We start from the raw sequence: 14,803 nt of genomic DNA, 5'->3' as shown, positions 1-14,803 counted from the left end.
TATCGCCGTCCGCGCACTGGGCAGCCCACCAAGCCCACACGAAGAACACCGCTGCGGAACCGGAAGCGCCGAGCTTGCCAGGCGTCCCGCGCAACGGCGTTCTCGGACCCTGGTCAAGATGCATGACGAACCTCGCGCTCATGGGGTGGAAGATGCACAAGCGCAGCCCCGTGCGGGCCGATCAGGGCGTGCCCGTTATGGCAATCGAGACCTCGATTCTCACGCGTGAGGAGTTCGATCAGGTGGCGCGCTGCTCGCCCCGAAGCCGACGGGGTAAAGCCGCCCGAGCGCAAGGATTCCGGCGCACTGCTGCTGCGAGTCATCCACTGTGCTCGCCTAGGACTGGGGAGTAGGGCGACGGAAAGTCGCGCCAGGCGTATTCTCAGAGCCAGGAACTCCTGTAAGTAAGTGTGGTACACATCTCGGCGCGCTTGCTTCTTATGTGTACTTTCCGTGGCTATGGCGGTTAGGTATGTTGCACCCCCTGTGGCCAGTGCTCCAACAACCGCGCCCAGTAGAGCGGCCAGTCCTTGATCCATGATTCCCCGTTCACATTGTCCGCCGAGCCGCGATACCCCCGTTTCCGCCAAACTGTGGCGGGTGCGGGGGCTTGACGTCTGCGCTGATGACCGCTGCGGCAGCGGACTTCCCGATGATGACTTGGCATGAGACGATGCCTGGGTGTCGAAGAGCCAGCGAGATTCAGCACTCGTATTGTGGGACGTGGACCATACCCTTGTGAGTATTGGTGGCGTCAGCCGTGACATCTACGAACATGCCTTCAGGTCGGCAATCGGGCGCCCCCTTAGTCGGCTGGCTTCCATGACCGGCCGCACGGAACGCGCCATTATCACCGAGACCCTTGAATTGAATGATGTCGAGGTTTCCCAGGCATCTGTTTCGCGCTTCTGCTCTGCGCTTGGTGTAGCCGCACACAAATTGGAAGGGCGCATTCGGGAATCCGGACGCTCTTTACCGGGGGCCGCTGATGCTCTTTACGCCCTCCAGGATGGGCGCGTAGTGCAATCCGTGGTGACTGGAAATATCCGGTCCATCGCCAAAACAAAGCTCAGCGCATTCAATCTTGCGGATAGCCTCGACCTTGAGGTAGGCGGCTACGGCGATGACGGAAGCGACCGGGCTGTGCTTGTTCGGCTCGCTTGCGAACGGGCCGAAGAGAAGTACCATACTTCCTTCGCTGGCAAGCGAACATTCGTCATTGGCGACACGCCGCATGACATTAAAGGCGCCCGCGATGCTGGCGTATTCGCGGTCGGAGTAGCAACCGGAAGAAGTTCCGTTAAGGTGCTAGAAAAGTGCGGCGCTGATTTGGTACTCACTGACCTGACGAGCATAGAGGAGCTACGCAACACAGTCTTTGACTCGCAGGGAAGCTAGAACCAAGCTAGTTCCTGCGCGGCCACTCGATACTTCTCCCTAAAGTCGATAACGCTGGAAACTCCACTGTACGGCGCAAGTGACACCGCAAATTCTCCCAGTCTATCAGCGACGCGTGCTGAACCAATCATGCGGCTAAGGTCCAGCGCGTGGCTCCCCGTCTGACACGCTTGCTCAACCTCCCCGTCAAGGAGATAGCACTTAGCAAGTCGAGAAAGGTAGTGGACTCTGTCGCGAACTCGGTTTGGGGCATGGATGCTCAACAGACCAATGGCGCTGGTAAGTGAAGTGACTGCCTTCTGACTCATCCCGAGGTCGAGATAGCAAGCCCCCTCCTGTGCGGCTACTTCAATAGCATCAACGTAAGAGACGTAGCCTGGTTCCTCCAGGCTCCCCACCTGATCGAAGTCGTTTCTCGCGGCGTCCAGCGCTTTCAGGCACGATGCTCCGTTCCCCAGGCACGCGTGTGCTCTGGCCAGTCTCGTCCCGAGCATCGTACGGATGAGTGGTGTTAGCTGATGCGAGTTTAGAGTAATTGCTTCTTGAGCGAATGAGAGAGCGGGCGTTTGCCGTCCTCGATAAGTTTCCTGCAAACTCATGTACGCAAGCGCACTGGCCTTGAGCCCTGGGTTGTCGGCCTCATGCCCGACCCGAACGGCCTCGTTGAAATAATTTCTCGCAGCAGCATGGTTATTCGCATCAAGTGCTAGCCATCCCACCATCTGATTAAGCTGACCGAACACAATTAACGCGCCGCTGGGAATTTTTTCGCGCACGTTGACAGCCATCCGGGAAACATATCGTGATAGCGGGAGAAAGAGACTGTCGCCTCCCAGTTCGTCATCGAGATGAAGGAACATTTTCAGCATATGCTCGCCGCTCTCTTGGAGCGCCATACCATCAAATGGAGAAATCCCAAGCGTCGGAGCACCCGCCATACCTTTAAGGTCACGAAAGACGGCACCCTCGCCACCATTCGCCGAATCCGAAATGTTTCGCGATTCGCATTCCTCGGTGTTGCCGATCAACTCACCTGCCTTCTCTGTGAGTTTGCCGTCAGCGCCAAGCAAAGCATCGAGCGATGCTGCAAGTTCGGCAGAAGGACGCTGTTTTCCGGAAAGTACACGGGACAGGAACGCATGGTCGTAGTTCATGGCTCGTGAAGCCGCCCGGATGCTCAACTTCTGCTCACGCAGTGATACTCGGACCATACGTGCGAAGTCCCCGCCGCTGCTCATGAATCCATCGTACGAGCCACAGTCACCGCGCAGTCGCCAGTCACAGTCATCGCCGAGTTGCAGTCACCACCCAGTCACCAGTGAGTCACCGCTCAGAGCAATGTATGCCCGAAAGACTCGGCAGCAGGGAGCGCCGGACGGCATCTATCTCGCCGAGTGCATGACGTGCCCCGCCACGTCGGGGCGGGTGGACGGCAACCTCGATCCCGTCGCGCACTGGGCCATCCTCCACACCGAGCAACAAGGGCTGAACCATAGTCAGTTCCTCGTGACCGTTGAACGTCACTGGCGAGTGGACCCCGTGCGCACCCCGGGCAGATACGGCACGGACACACTGCCCCCGACCCGCACCGTCAGCACCGGGAACCGGACGCCCGCCACGCATTGCGCCCCCGGGAGCTGGGGCACCCGCTGTCGCCACGCCATGGCGTGGCTGGGACGATCGGCCGGAACATCGCAGACCCGTGGAGACAGTTGTTGCCAGGGCATTCCGGAGAAACGATTCCCAGCCCGGTCGGCGACGCCGACGCGCTGATCGCCGCGGCCCACGAGCACGACCCTGACATCGTCATCACCGATGTACGGATGCCACCGGGCAACGCCGACGACGGCCTCCGCGCCGCGGTCGCGCTACGCGATCACCGCGCCACCCTGCCCGTCCTGGTGCTCAGTCAGTACATCGAGCAGTCCTACGCCACTCATCTGCTCGACCTGGGCAGCGAGGCCGGCATCGGCTATCTGCTCAAGGACCGGGTCAGTGCCGTCACCCAATTCGCGAGCGCGGTCGAGGAGGTGGCCGCCGGGGCGACGGTCATGGACCCCGAAGTGGTGCGCCAGCTCCTGCGCCGACGGCATGGCCCCCTGCGGCAGCTCACCCCCCGGGAGCGCGAAGTCCTCTCCCTCATGGCCGAGGGACGCTCCAACGGCGAGATCGCCCGCGACCTCTATGTCACGGAGGCCGCGGTCAACAAGCATGTCAGCAGCATCCTCCAGAAACTCGACCTCCGCCTGGACGGCCAGGGACACCGACGCGTCCTCGCCGTTCTCACCTACCTGCGCGCCTGACAGCCCGACGCCCCCGAGCACAACGAAGGCCCTCGGCCCCGACTCCTGTCGCTCCGGTGGCGTCAGTCCAGGACCGTCAGATCGAGCCCGCTCAGCCGCTCGGGGTCGGCCAGGATGTCGATCGCCGCGATCCTGCCGTCCATGACCGTGAAGGCCAGCACCGAGAACGGCCGCCCGTCCCGGGAGCTGACCACGCCCACCGCCCCGTTGACGAGCGCGGGACGGGCGAGGAGGCCCGCGCTGCTGAGGCGGGAGAAGGTGAGCGCCTGGTCCGCCACGGCCGCCGCGCCACGCACCTCGCGCGGGGCCGGGGCGGGCGCGGGGCCGTAGTCGGCGCGCAGGACGACATCCGGGTCGAGTACGGAGATCAGCCCCTCGAAGTCGCCGTCGCGCGCGGCGGCGAGGAAGGCGCCCACGACCTCGCGCTGCCGGGCCAGGTCCGCGTCGGGGACCGGGGCCGCTCCCCGCACCCGGCGGCGGGCGCGGCTGGCGAGCTGACGGGCGGCGGCCGGGGTGCGGTCGACGATGGGGGCGATCTCGTCGAACGGCACGGCGAACAGATCGTGCAGTACGAAGGCCAGCCGTTCGGCGGGGGCCAGCGTCTCCAGGACGACCAGCAGGGCGAGGCCGACCGAGTCGGCGAGCAGCGCCTGGTCCTCGGGGCCGGGCCCGGTCTCACCGCTGATGACCGGGTCGGGGAGGTGCACCCCCAGGGGCTCCTCGCGCCGGGCGGTGCGCGAGCGCAGCATGTCCAGGCAGACCCGGCCGACGACGGTGGTCAGCCAGCCGCCCAGGTTCTCCACCGCGGCGGTGTCGGAGCGGCTGAGCCTCAGCCATGCCTCCTGGACGGCGTCGTCCGCCTCGCTCAGCGAGCCGAGCATGCGGTAGGCCACCGCCCGCAGATGACGGCGGTGGGCCTCGAAGCCCTCCGCCAGAAGGTGGTTCTCGTTCATCGGTCACATCCCCTTGTCGCAAACCGCACCGTCGCAGGCCACACCGTGCTGACGGATGGGCCGGGTGCGATGTGACGGAGGGGCGGGGTGGTCCGTGCACCCGTCCAGTCCCTTGACGCACTGCGATCACATCATTACATAAATTGGGAGCGCTCCCACATCTCCCATATCTTCCACGCCTTCCCAAGGACGGTCCGTCATGCCCGTGCCCCTGTTACCCCGTCCGCGCGGTGCGCGGACCGCCACCGCGCTGCTGACCGGCGCACTGCTGCTGATCGCCGCCCAGTCCGCGCCCGCCGGAGCGGACTCCTCCGCGGCGCCCGCGGCTCTTACCACCCGTGCCACCGCCTCCGCCGCGCCGTCCGCCGTCCAGGTCAATCAGCTCGGGTATCTGCCGGACGGCCCCAAACGCGCCACCGTCGTGAGCGCGAGCGCCACCGCCCTGCCCTGGCAACTGCGCGACGCGGCGGGCCGCACCGCCGCCTCGGGCACCACCGCCGTACGGGGCGCGGACGCCGCCTCCGGGCAGTCGGCCCATCTGGTGGACTTCTCCGCGTACCAGGGGACGGGCACCGGCTACACGCTCACCGTGGACGGCCGGACCAGCCATCCCTTCGACATCCGCGCGAACCTCTACGACGGGCTGCGCGCGGACGCCATGTCCTTCTTCTACCAGCAGCGCAGCGGTATCCCCATCGAGGCGTCCCTGGCCGGTGCGGCATACGCACGCCCGGCGGGCCATCTGGGGGTCGCTCCCAATCGGGGTGACACCGCCGTGCCCTGCGTCAGCGGGGTGTGCGACTACACCCGGGATGTGCGCGGCGGCTGGTACGACGCGGGTGACCAGGGCAAATACGTGGTCAACGGTGGTCTCGCGGTCTGGCAGCTCGTCAACTCCTTCGAGCGCGCGAAGCGCACGGGGCACGCGGCGGCGCTCGGGGACTCCACGCTGCGCGTCCCCGAGCGCGGCAATGGGATCCCCGATGTGCTCGACGAGGGGCGCTGGGAGCTGGAGTTCCTGATGCGCATGCAGCTCCCGGAGGGCGCGCCACGGGCGGGGATGGCCTTCCACAAGGTCCACGACGCCGCGTGGACCGGGCTGCCCACCCGTCCGGAGCGGGACGCCGAGCCGCGTGAGCTGCATGCTCCGTCCACCGCCGCGACCCTCAATCTGGCCGCTGCGGCGGCGCAGTGCGCCCGGGTCTACGCACCGTACGACGCCGCCTTCGCCGCCCGCTGCCTGGACTCCGCGCGCCGTGCCTGGGCCGCCGCGCAGGCGAACCCGGAGGTGCTCGCACCGGGTTCCGACTCCACCGGCGGTGGGGCGTACGACGACACCGAGGTGGGCGACGAGTTCTACTGGGCGGCGGCGGAGCTGTACGCGACCACCGGGGAGGCGCGGTACCGGGACGCGGTCACCTCCTCGCCGTACCACACCGCGAGCGATGTGTTCACCCCGCTCGGCTTCAACTGGCAGGACACCGCGCCCCTCGGCCGGATCGTCCTGGCCACCGTCCCCAACGGCCTGCCCGCCACCGACCTCGCCCGCGTCCGCGCGTCCGTGGTCTCTGCCGCCGATGGGCAACTGAGCACGATGGCCGGTCAGGGCTATGGGGTGCCGCTGCCGGCGGACGGCTATGTGTGGGGCTCCAACGGCCAGGTGGCCAACAACGGGACCGTCATGGCCGTCGCCTACGAGCTCACCAAGCAGCGGCGCTACCGCACCGGGGCGCTGGAGACGCTGGACTATCTGCTCGGCCGCAACGCGCTCGGCCAGTCGTACGTCACCGGCTACGGCGAGCACGCCGCGCAGAACCAGCACCACCGCTTCTGGGCGCATCAGTACGACGCCTCGCTGCCGAACCCGCCCGCCGGATCCATCGCGGGCGGGGCCAACGCGGGGCTGGAGGATCCGGTGGCGCAGGAGAAGCTCCCGGGCTGCGCGCCCGCGGCGTGCTACATCGACGACATCGGCTCGTACTCCACCAATGAGGTGGCGATCAACTGGAACGCGCCGCTGGCGTGGCTGACCGCGTTTGCCGCGGAACGCGGCTGAGCCCGGGTACGGGATCGACCCGGCGGGCGAGGGGCCTCGGGCCCCTCGCCCGCCGTCGTTTTCACCGGGGAAGCCGCGCCTCGATCGCGGCGACGACGTCGTCCGCCTCCGGCTCGGTGCGCGGCCGGAACCGGCCCACGACGTCACCCTCCGGCGAGATCAGGAACTTCTCGAAGTTCCACTGCACATCCCCCGCCTCGCCCTGCGCGTCCGGCGTCCGCGTCAGCTCGGCGTAGAGCGGATGCCGCTGCTCGCCGTTGACATCGATCTTCTCCAGCAGCGGGAAGGACACGCCGTAGGTCGTCGAGCAGAACGTCTGGATCTCCTCGCTCGTCCCCGGCTCCTGCCCGGCGAACTGATTGCACGGAACCCCCAGCACGGTGAACCCGCGCTCGGCATAACGCTGCTGCAGCCGCTCGAGCCCCTCGTACTGCGGGGTGAGACCGCACTTGGACGCCACATTGACCACCAGCAGCGCCGCGCCCCGATGCTCACCGAGAGAGGTCGGCTCGCCGGTAAGGGTGTGCAGGGGAATGTCGTACAGGCTCATGGGATCAACCGCCTTCGTCGTTCGGTGGGTGAGCCCAAATCTATGCGCTCACGGACCCGTGACGCCCGGTCACGATATGAACACCAAGCACACACAACCTCTTCACTTTTCAATCAGCGTGGCTAGGGTCGGTTCCTCACGTATCACTCAAGGGGGGACCATGTCCTGGAATAACCAGCCATCACCGGCACCGAGACGCCCCGGATGGGCACGCAAGCGCGTCGCCATCCCGGTCGCGGCCATCCTGCTCTTCGCCGGAGTCGGCATAGGGTCGGGCCAGGGCGAGGACGCGAAGGCGGCGGACGGCGACAAGCCCAGGCCCAAGGTGACGGTCACCGTCACGGCCAAGCCCGCCCAGGTGAAGCACACTGCCGAACCGACACCCACCGTGACGGTCACCAAGACCGTCACCGCGAAGCCGAAGCCAAAGCCGAAGCCGAAGCCCGCGCCCAAGTCGACGAAGAGTGCTGAGGACGACTCGTCCTCCTCCACCGGTGGTGGCGGCACGTCATCCGGCGGATCGTCCTCGTCGGGCTCCGGGGGCGGCGGTTCGTCCGGCTCCTCGTCCGGCGGGTCGTCCGGCAGTTCCTCGTCCAGCAGCACAGGCGGATCGAGCAGCGGTGCCACGGCGCTCTGCAACGACGGGACCTACTCCTACGCCGCCCACCACCAGGGCGCGTGCTCGCATCACGGTGGTGTCGCCGTCTTCTACAGGTGATCTGACACGGCGATGGGGCGGGCCGCAAAGCCCGCCCCATCGCCTGCCGGGTAACGCCGGGTAGCGGACTACTCGGGCGGCGTCGGCGTGTCGTGGTTGCGGTACATCGCCTGGATGTCGAGCTCCAGCTTGACCGTGGGGCCGACCACGGCGATGCCGCGGGCGAGCATGTTGCGCCAGTTCAGCGTGTAGTCCTCACGGTGCAGTTCCGCCGTGGCGAGGGCGGCACAGCGCAGTTCCTGGTCGTAGCCGCCGTTCACGGCGCCGAGGTAGGTGGTGTCCAGGTTCACCGAGCGGCTGACGCCGTGCATGGTGAGGGGGCCCTGGAGGGTCCATTTTGGTCCGCTGCGCCAGGTGAAGCGGTTGCTGGCGAAGTGGATCTCCGGGAAGTTCTCGACGTCGAGGAAGTCCGCCGAGCGCAGGTGGTTGTCGCGGGTGTTGTTGCCGGTGTTGATGCTGGAGGCGTCGATGACGACCTCGACGCGGGAGTCCTCCATCCGCTCGGCGATGTGGATGCCGCCCCGGAAGCGGGTGAAGCGGCCGTGCACATTGGCCATGCCGACGTGGCGGGCGATGAAGCGGATCGCAGTGTGCGGCGGGTCGAAGAGCCAGGTGCCCGGCGGTGGGAGTTCCAGTTGCTGGGAGGGTTCCATCTGCACCCGGCGGGGCGGTTCGCTCTGGCCGTGGGCGATGTCGACGGTGAGGCGGTTGGGCTGCAGCCCGCTTCCGGTGAGCAGCACGGTGTACTGCCCCGGTTCGAGTGTGGCGAGGAACAGGCCGTGTGGATCGGTGGTGGCCTTGGCCACCGTACGGGCGGCGCCACGCGTCTCGGCGACGGTGACCTCCACGCCGCCCAGGGCCTGGCCGACGGGGTCCAGGACCTCGCAGCTGAAGGCTCCGGCACCCACGGGCAGGGGGATCCTGAGTCCTGATCCGCGGTCCGGACGCCTGGTGCGCATGCGCCGGAGCAGTGCGAGGGGCATTGCAGTCATCTCACTAACGGTTTCTCTGGGGATGTGGGCGTGTCCATGATGGAGCCCCAGGTTGAGCTCCTTGCGCCGGGGGGTGGGTGTCAGCCGTGGCCGAGAATCTTCCGTAGCGCCCCGATCAGCAACTCCCCGGCGTGCGGGGACGTTTCGGGGTGGCGGAAGCCGATGTGGTTGTCGGGGCGGGTCAGCAGGGCCCCGCAGTCGCCGATCTCGCGCAGCCGGGCCCAGTCGCCGTACGGGTCCTCGTACTCCTGGCCCGGGCCGATGGAGACGGTGACGAGCTCCACGCCGAGTTCCTTCCGGGCCGCCGCGGCGGCCTCCTCCCAGCAGTCCCCGCCGATGCCGGTGAAGAGGGTGAACCGGCCGTGGCCGCCGAGGTCGAGGGTGGACAGCCGGTCACGGCCCCGGACGACCCACGCATGCGGCAGCTTGGCGCCGGGGCGTGTGGTGGGCTGGTGGTACAGTTCCGGGTCGCGGCCGAAACCGGGGTCGGGGGTGCCGTCGGGGACGATGGCGTCCGAGACGTACCGCTGGTTCATCTCCACACCGTGCGCGTTGAACTCGTACACCTTGGCCGCGATGGCCTCGCGCAGTCCCTGCCGTTGCTTCGCGCCCTCGGGCGTGGCGGCCTTACGGGCGTCGACATTGCGCCACATCTGCTCGGTGTCGGAGGTGGCGAGCACACCCAGCGCCTCGAAGACCGGCGCGGTCTCACCGATGCTCCGATTGGCCCGCTCGACGATCTGCCGTCCCACCGGTGCCCGTTCGGCGGAGTAGCTGTCCAGAAGGGCGGGGGCGGCGGTGCCGTCGAGGACCAGCTTGAGCTTCCAGGCGAGGTTGTACGCGTCCTGGACGGAAGTGTTGGAGCCCAGCCCGTTGGACGGCGGATGGCGGTGGACGGCGTCGCCCGCGCACAGCACCCGCCGGTCGGCGTAGGTCTCGGCGTACAGATGGTTGACGGTCCACGCGGAGGTCGAGGTGATGCGCACGGGGATCGTGTCGTCGCCGAGCAGCCGGTGCACCACGGACCGCGCGAACTCCTCGGTGAGGTCCGGCGGGCCCGCCTCCAGGTCGTAGCCCCACACCACCATCCACTCGGTCCAGGGGCGCACACAGCGCACCAGGCCCGCGCCGATGCCGCCCACCGTCGCGCCGGGGGCCAGCACCCAGTAGAGCGTGGAGGGGCGATGGGCGGTCAGGTCGGTGAGATCCGCCTCGAAGACGATGTTGAGGCTGCCCGCGACGCCCATCCGGCCGACCGTGGGCAGCCCGGCGTTCTCCACGACACGGCTGCGTCCGCCGTCCGCGCCGACCAGATAGCGGGCCCGGACGCGGTAGGTGTCCCCGCGCAACCGGTCCTCGACCAGCACGGTCACGCCGTCGTCCGACTGCTCGTGGGAGAGGTACTCGGTGTGGAAGCGCAGCGCGGTGCCCCGGGAGACCGCGGCGTTCACCAGCACCGGCTCCATCAGGTGCTGGGGCATGTCGCACATCCGGCTGGGGCTGGCCAGTTCATGCGCGGCCTGGACGAGCGGGTCATTGCCCCAGGAGCGCAGCCGTCCCAGCTCCTCGCCCGCGAGGCTGGTGCAGAAGACGGTGTTCCCCATCAGCGGCTGCGGCGTGGCCTGGGCGGTGATCTGGTCCTCGACGCCGAGGTCGCGCAGCACCTCCATGGTGCGCTGGTTGGTGATGTGCGCACGGGGCGTGTCCGCCAGGCTTCCGTACCGGGTGACCATGACGTTGGGCACGCCGTAGGTGCTCAAGGCGAGCGCCGTCGCGGCGCCGGCGGGGCCACTGCCCACGACCAGTACGTCGGTCTCGACGGTCTCCACTGCTGAAGGGCTCCTCTCCGGGTGATGGGCGATCTCCTGACGACCGGCGGTCTCCCGGCGACCGGCGACCGGCGACCGGCGACGATCCTCGATCGGCCATGACGACCGGCGATCGACCATTGGTGATCTTGTTCCAGAACCCGGGCCCCGAGGTGTCTCATTTCGAAACACCGGCGACGTATACGGTGGAGTGGCTGTGACGACCATCGACGACACCCCCGCCGACTCGGCCCTCTCATCCCTGCGCCGGGCGCGCGACCGGTTCCTCAGCGGACGGCCACCGGGCGACGGCGTCCCCGAGGACCTCGCCGAAGCCTGGCGGCGGGCGCGGTTCTTCGGCGTACCGCGCGATCTGGTGGCCCTGCCCAGGGTCCGGCCGCCCGAGGATTCACCGCTGCTGGCCGCGGCGCGCCCCGCGCTGGACCGCGTGGCGCCCACGCTGAGCGGTGAGATGGGACTGGTGCTGGTCGACTCCCGCTGCCGCGCGCTGTGGTCGGGCGGCGGCCGTTACACCGACCCGTCCGCCGATGTGGCCGGTCTCGATCTGTCGGAGAAGGCGGTCGGGCACAACAGCGCCGCGCTCGCGCTGCGCACGGGGCGCCGGGCCGAGGTCCACGGCCCGGAGCACTTCCTCGACCTGTGGCAGGAGGTGTCGGCGGTCAGCGTGCCGCTGTACGAGCCGACGGCGGGCCGCCCGGCCGGCACCATCACCGTGGTGGCCCCGCTGGGCGAGGGCCGTACCGCCCACCCGGGCGCGGCGGTCGCCGAGGCCACCGCGCACGCCGTCGAGACGGAGCTGCTGGGCCGGGCGCGCCCGCCGGAGCGGGTGCTGCTCGACGCGTATCTGCGTCAGCGGGCCGACGGGGCGGCCGTGGTGTCGCTCGACGGCAGCAGCCGCCTCGTCAGCCCGGAGGCCGCGCGGCTGCTGTCGCACGAGACGCTGGCGCGGCTGGAACGGCACGCCACGGCCCTCCTCAGGGACGCGGACGCCGGACCGGAAGGCGCGGACGCCGGACCGGAGGACGCGGACGCCGGACCGGAAGGCGCGCACTCCGGGGCACCGGAGGAGATCGCCGTACCGGACGGCGCCGGGCTCACCGTGAGGATGACGCGCGTGGTGCACGGGGGCGAGGTCGTCGGGGCCGTCGCCACGGTGTGCCCGGCCCGGCGGGCGCGGGCGGCGGAACGGCCGGGCCCTGACCGGCTCCCGGGGCTCGTGGGCACGTCCCCGCCCTGGCGGGTGGCCGTCTCCCGGGCGACGGAGCTGGCGCGGGCCACGGAGCCACTGCTGCTGATCGGCGAGCCGGGCGTGGGCAAGACCGCGCTGGCCCGCGCCCTGCTCGGCCGCCGGGACACGGCCGCACCGCGTCTGGTCGACGCCGCCGAGCAAGTGGCCGGTGAGGTCCCGCGCTGGTGCCGTGCGCTTGCGGAGGGGGACGGGGGCGCACCGCCGCTGCTTCTGCGCCACGCCGAGCGGCTGGGCCAGTCCGATGTGGCCGCGCTGCTCTCGCTGCTGGAGGAGCGTCCTGCGGTGCCGTTGGTGGCGACGCATACCCCGGGTGCGCCGACCGGTCCGTGTCTGAGCCGGCTGCTGGACATCCTCTCGGCCCGGTCGGTGACGCTGCCGCCGCTGCGCGAGCGCGTCGAGGACATCCCGGCGCTGCTGGCGGGCCTCGCCCGGCGCCCCTCCCCCGGACGTCCCCCGCTGGCCTGGAGCCTGGACGCGCGCCGGGCGCTGGAGCAGCACACCTGGCCGGGCAATGTCACCGAACTCGCCCATGTCGTAAGGGAGGTGGCCGAGCGCCGCCGCGCCACCGGGCCGGTGCGGCGCGAGGAGCTGCCGTACGGACTGCGGGTGCCACCGGCCACCCGCCGCCTGAGTGGCATGGAACGGGCGGAGCGCACGGCGATCCTGGAGGCGCTGCGCCGCCACGGGGACAACAAGGTGCGGGCCGCCGAGTCCCTGGGCATCGGCCGGGCCACGCTGTACCGGAAGCTGCGGGCGTACGGAATGGACCAGGCGTAGGGGAATGGACCAGGCGTAAGGGCGGAAACAGTCACCAGGGGGGCCGGTCACAGGGGAGCCGGTCATCGGTCGCGGAGGGGGCAACGGTGACGCGAGAAAACAGCGCCGAGGGCGAAGCGGTCACGGGCAGGCTGCTGATCCTGGAGTACGAGCAGGTGAAGGAGGAGCAGCGGGCGCGGATCGGGTTCCGCGACAATCTGCTCTACGCGACGCTCGCCGCGATGGCGGCCATCATCACCTTCTCCCTCCAGAGCCATGGACGTCCGGAGCTGCTGTTGCTGCTGCCCCCGGCGTCGGCCCTGCTGGGCTGGGCGTATCTGGTCAACGACGAGAAGATATCCGCCATCGGGCGGTATGTCCGGGAGGATCTGGGGCCTCGGCTGGCGGCGCTCGTGCCGGGCCGGCCACCGGTGTTCGGCTGGGAGCGGGCCCACCGCGACGACGGCCGCCGGATCTCCCGCAAGCGGCTGCAACTGGCGGCCGATCTGCTGCTGTTCACGGTGGCGCCGATCGCCGCTCTCGTCGTGTACTGGGCCTCGGAGCCGGTGCGGGCGGTGCTGCTGGTGGTGTCGGTGGCGGAGGTGGCGCTGATCATCGTCCTGGGGGTGCAGATCGTGCTGTACGCGGATCTGCACCGGCCCTGACGCATGAGGCCCATTGGGTGCGTCGCATCCGTAAGGTGTCGACGGAAGCTGTCCTAGGGGGGATCCATGGGCGCTGAGGGCAAGGGCGGGGCGGCGCGGGCCGATGTGGTGGTCCTGACCGCGCTGGAGGTCGAGTACCGGGCGGTCCGGGCCCACTTGGAGGATCCGCGCCCGGTCAAGGCGGAGCGGGGCGCACTGTTCGAAGTGGGCGTGTTCCGCGCCGGATCCGGTGAGCGGACGGTCGCCATCCATATGACGGGTCCGGGGAATCCGGGCGCCGCGGCCTCGGTCGAGCGGGCCGCGGCGCTCTTCGCGCCCTGGGCGGTGCTGTTCGTGGGGGTCGCGGGCGGCGTCAAGGACGTCGCGCTGGGCGATGTGGTGGCCGCCGACGCGGTGTACGACTACGAGACCGGTAAGGACACCGAGTCGGGGTTCTGGCCCCGGCAGAAGACCCATCAGTCCGCGTACGGGCTCGTGCAACTGGCCCGGCTGGTGGCGGCGGGCGACGCGTGGCAGCGGCGGATCCGCCCGGGAGACGACGCGCCACGCCCCCGCGCGCAGGTGAAACCCCTCGCGGCGGGCGGCCGAGTGGTGGCGCACCACCGCTCGGATGCCGGGCTCAGGCTCGCCGCCAGTGCGGGTGACGCGCTCGCGGTGGACATGGAGGGCTTCGGCTTCCTCGCGGGCGCGTACGTCAACCAGCAGTTGGACGCGCTGGTGATCCGCGGCATCTCGGACCTGCTCGGGGACAAGGGCGAGGCGCACGACGAGCGCTGGCAGCCGGTGGCCTCCCGGCACGCGGCCGCCTTCGCCTTCGAACTGATCGGCCGGATCCCGGTGGCGGCGGACGCCCCGGGGGTGGCGGATGACCCGGCGGCCCGGCCGTTCACCGCCGACACGCGGTCCCTGGACACCGACATGGGGTCCCGTGCGGCCGATACGCCCCCGCTCGCCAGCGGTACGCACCCCCAGGCCCCCCGGCGGCGCAAGCTGACGATCCGTGACATCGGCGATCTCGCGGACACGCTGCTGGCCGTGTCCGGGATGACCTCCCCCGCCCGCTGGCAGCAGTTGCTCGACGAGTTGCCCACCGTGGGAACCGCGGTGGGCCGTCAGTCGGCGAGCCGCTCGGAGGCCCTGTCCCTGCTGCGCACCTGCGAGGCGCGGCGTGCGATGGGCGAGCTGGTGGAGGTGATCGCGGTGCTCGCCCCGGACGATCCGGCGGCCGCCGAACTCACCCGGCGGGTCGAGGATCTCGGATTGGCGTGACCCTCCTCACCCTCCCGACCCGGCGGGTGCCGAACCCGGGCCCCCTGGGCGCGGGGCCCGCGCGC

Annotated in this window: 12 protein-coding genes and 1 pseudogene; 7 read left to right on the top strand and 6 right to left on the bottom strand. The window is 69.5% G+C overall.

The window, feature by feature from the left end:
- The first annotated feature begins 681 nt into the window (after positions 1 to 681).
- Positions 682 to 1,398: an HAD family hydrolase gene (locus tag STRVI_RS47950; RefSeq protein ID WP_078505258.1), complete on the top strand. Its 717-nt coding sequence runs from the start codon at positions 682 to 684 to the stop codon at positions 1,396 to 1,398.
- On the opposite strand, the gene STRVI_RS52065 is transcribed toward STRVI_RS47950, so the two are convergent.
- Positions 1,395 to 2,636, bottom strand: a complete 1,242-nt coding sequence (locus tag STRVI_RS52065) for a helix-turn-helix domain-containing protein (protein ID WP_150112895.1) — start codon at positions 2,634 to 2,636, stop codon at positions 1,395 to 1,397. The genes STRVI_RS47950 and STRVI_RS52065 overlap by 4 nt on opposite strands.
- A 477-nt stretch (positions 2,637 to 3,113) precedes the next feature.
- On the opposite strand from STRVI_RS52065, the gene STRVI_RS16905 reads away from it, so the two are divergent.
- Positions 3,114 to 3,701 (top strand): LuxR C-terminal-related transcriptional regulator, encoded by a 588-nt coding sequence (locus STRVI_RS16905; protein WP_014056879.1) that lies wholly within the window; start codon positions 3,114 to 3,116, stop codon positions 3,699 to 3,701.
- Between the two features lie 62 nt (positions 3,702 to 3,763).
- Here STRVI_RS16905 and sigJ read toward each other — a convergent pair whose 3' ends face one another.
- A complete protein-coding gene (sigJ, locus tag STRVI_RS16900) occupies positions 3,764 to 4,654 on the bottom strand; it encodes an RNA polymerase sigma factor SigJ (RefSeq protein WP_014056878.1) in 891 nt (296 codons plus the stop codon).
- Positions 4,655 to 4,853: 199 nt separating this feature from the next.
- Here sigJ and STRVI_RS16895 point away from each other — a divergent pair, with 199 nt between their 5' ends.
- Complete coding sequence (locus STRVI_RS16895) at positions 4,854 to 6,710, top strand: glycoside hydrolase family 9 protein (RefSeq protein ID WP_014056877.1); 1,857 nt, start codon at positions 4,854 to 4,856, stop codon at positions 6,708 to 6,710.
- Positions 6,711 to 6,771: 61 nt separating this feature from the next.
- Here the strand turns inward: STRVI_RS16895 and STRVI_RS16890 are convergent, their stop codons facing one another.
- The gene (locus STRVI_RS16890) at positions 6,772 to 7,260 is read right to left on the bottom strand and encodes a glutathione peroxidase (RefSeq protein ID WP_014056876.1); all 489 of its coding nucleotides are present in this window, start codon (positions 7,258 to 7,260) and stop codon (positions 6,772 to 6,774) included.
- Positions 7,261 to 7,407: 147 nt separating this feature from the next.
- Entirely contained in the window at positions 7,408 to 7,899 is a 492-nt protein-coding gene (locus STRVI_RS54360) for a hypothetical protein (RefSeq protein WP_251983017.1), read from the bottom strand.
- 10 nt (positions 7,900 to 7,909) lie between these two features.
- Here STRVI_RS54360 and STRVI_RS54355 point away from each other — a divergent pair.
- A pseudogene (locus STRVI_RS54355) lies at positions 7,910 to 7,978 on the top strand (DUF3761 domain-containing protein); the annotation flags it as partial.
- A gap of 68 nt (positions 7,979 to 8,046) precedes the next feature.
- On the opposite strand, the gene STRVI_RS16880 reads toward STRVI_RS54355, so the two are convergent.
- Positions 8,047 to 8,961: a YceI family protein gene (locus tag STRVI_RS16880; protein ID WP_014056874.1), complete on the bottom strand. Its 915-nt coding sequence runs from the start codon at positions 8,959 to 8,961 to the stop codon at positions 8,047 to 8,049.
- An 89-nt stretch (positions 8,962 to 9,050) separates the two neighbouring features.
- On the bottom strand, positions 9,051 to 10,799 hold the full coding sequence (locus STRVI_RS16875) for an FAD-dependent oxidoreductase (protein ID WP_014056873.1): 1,749 nt from the start codon (positions 10,797 to 10,799) through the stop codon (positions 9,051 to 9,053).
- A gap of 196 nt (positions 10,800 to 10,995) precedes the next feature.
- Between STRVI_RS16875 and STRVI_RS16870 the strand changes: the two genes are divergently transcribed.
- The 3 genes from STRVI_RS16870 to STRVI_RS46340 all read left to right on the top strand — a co-directional run bounded on the left by STRVI_RS16870 (position 10,996) and on the right by STRVI_RS46340 (position 14,738).
- Positions 10,996 to 12,825 (top strand): sigma-54-dependent Fis family transcriptional regulator, encoded by a 1,830-nt coding sequence (locus tag STRVI_RS16870; protein WP_014056872.1) that lies wholly within the window; start codon positions 10,996 to 10,998, stop codon positions 12,823 to 12,825.
- 86 nt (positions 12,826 to 12,911) lie between these two features.
- Complete coding sequence (locus STRVI_RS16865; protein WP_014056871.1) at positions 12,912 to 13,469, top strand: hypothetical protein; 558 nt, start codon at positions 12,912 to 12,914, stop codon at positions 13,467 to 13,469.
- 66 nt (positions 13,470 to 13,535) lie between these two features.
- Positions 13,536 to 14,738, top strand: a complete 1,203-nt coding sequence (locus tag STRVI_RS46340; protein ID WP_014056870.1) for a purine or other phosphorylase 1 — start codon at positions 13,536 to 13,538, stop codon at positions 14,736 to 14,738.
- Positions 14,739 to 14,803: the final 65 nt, after the last annotated feature.

This window comes from Streptomyces violaceusniger Tu 4113 (assembly GCF_000147815.2).
GTDB classification, from domain to species: Bacteria; Actinomycetota; Actinomycetes; order Streptomycetales; family Streptomycetaceae; genus Streptomyces; species Streptomyces violaceusniger_A.
The sequence above is the reverse complement of the archived record's forward strand: the minus strand, read 5'-3'. Positions and strand labels throughout refer to the sequence as shown.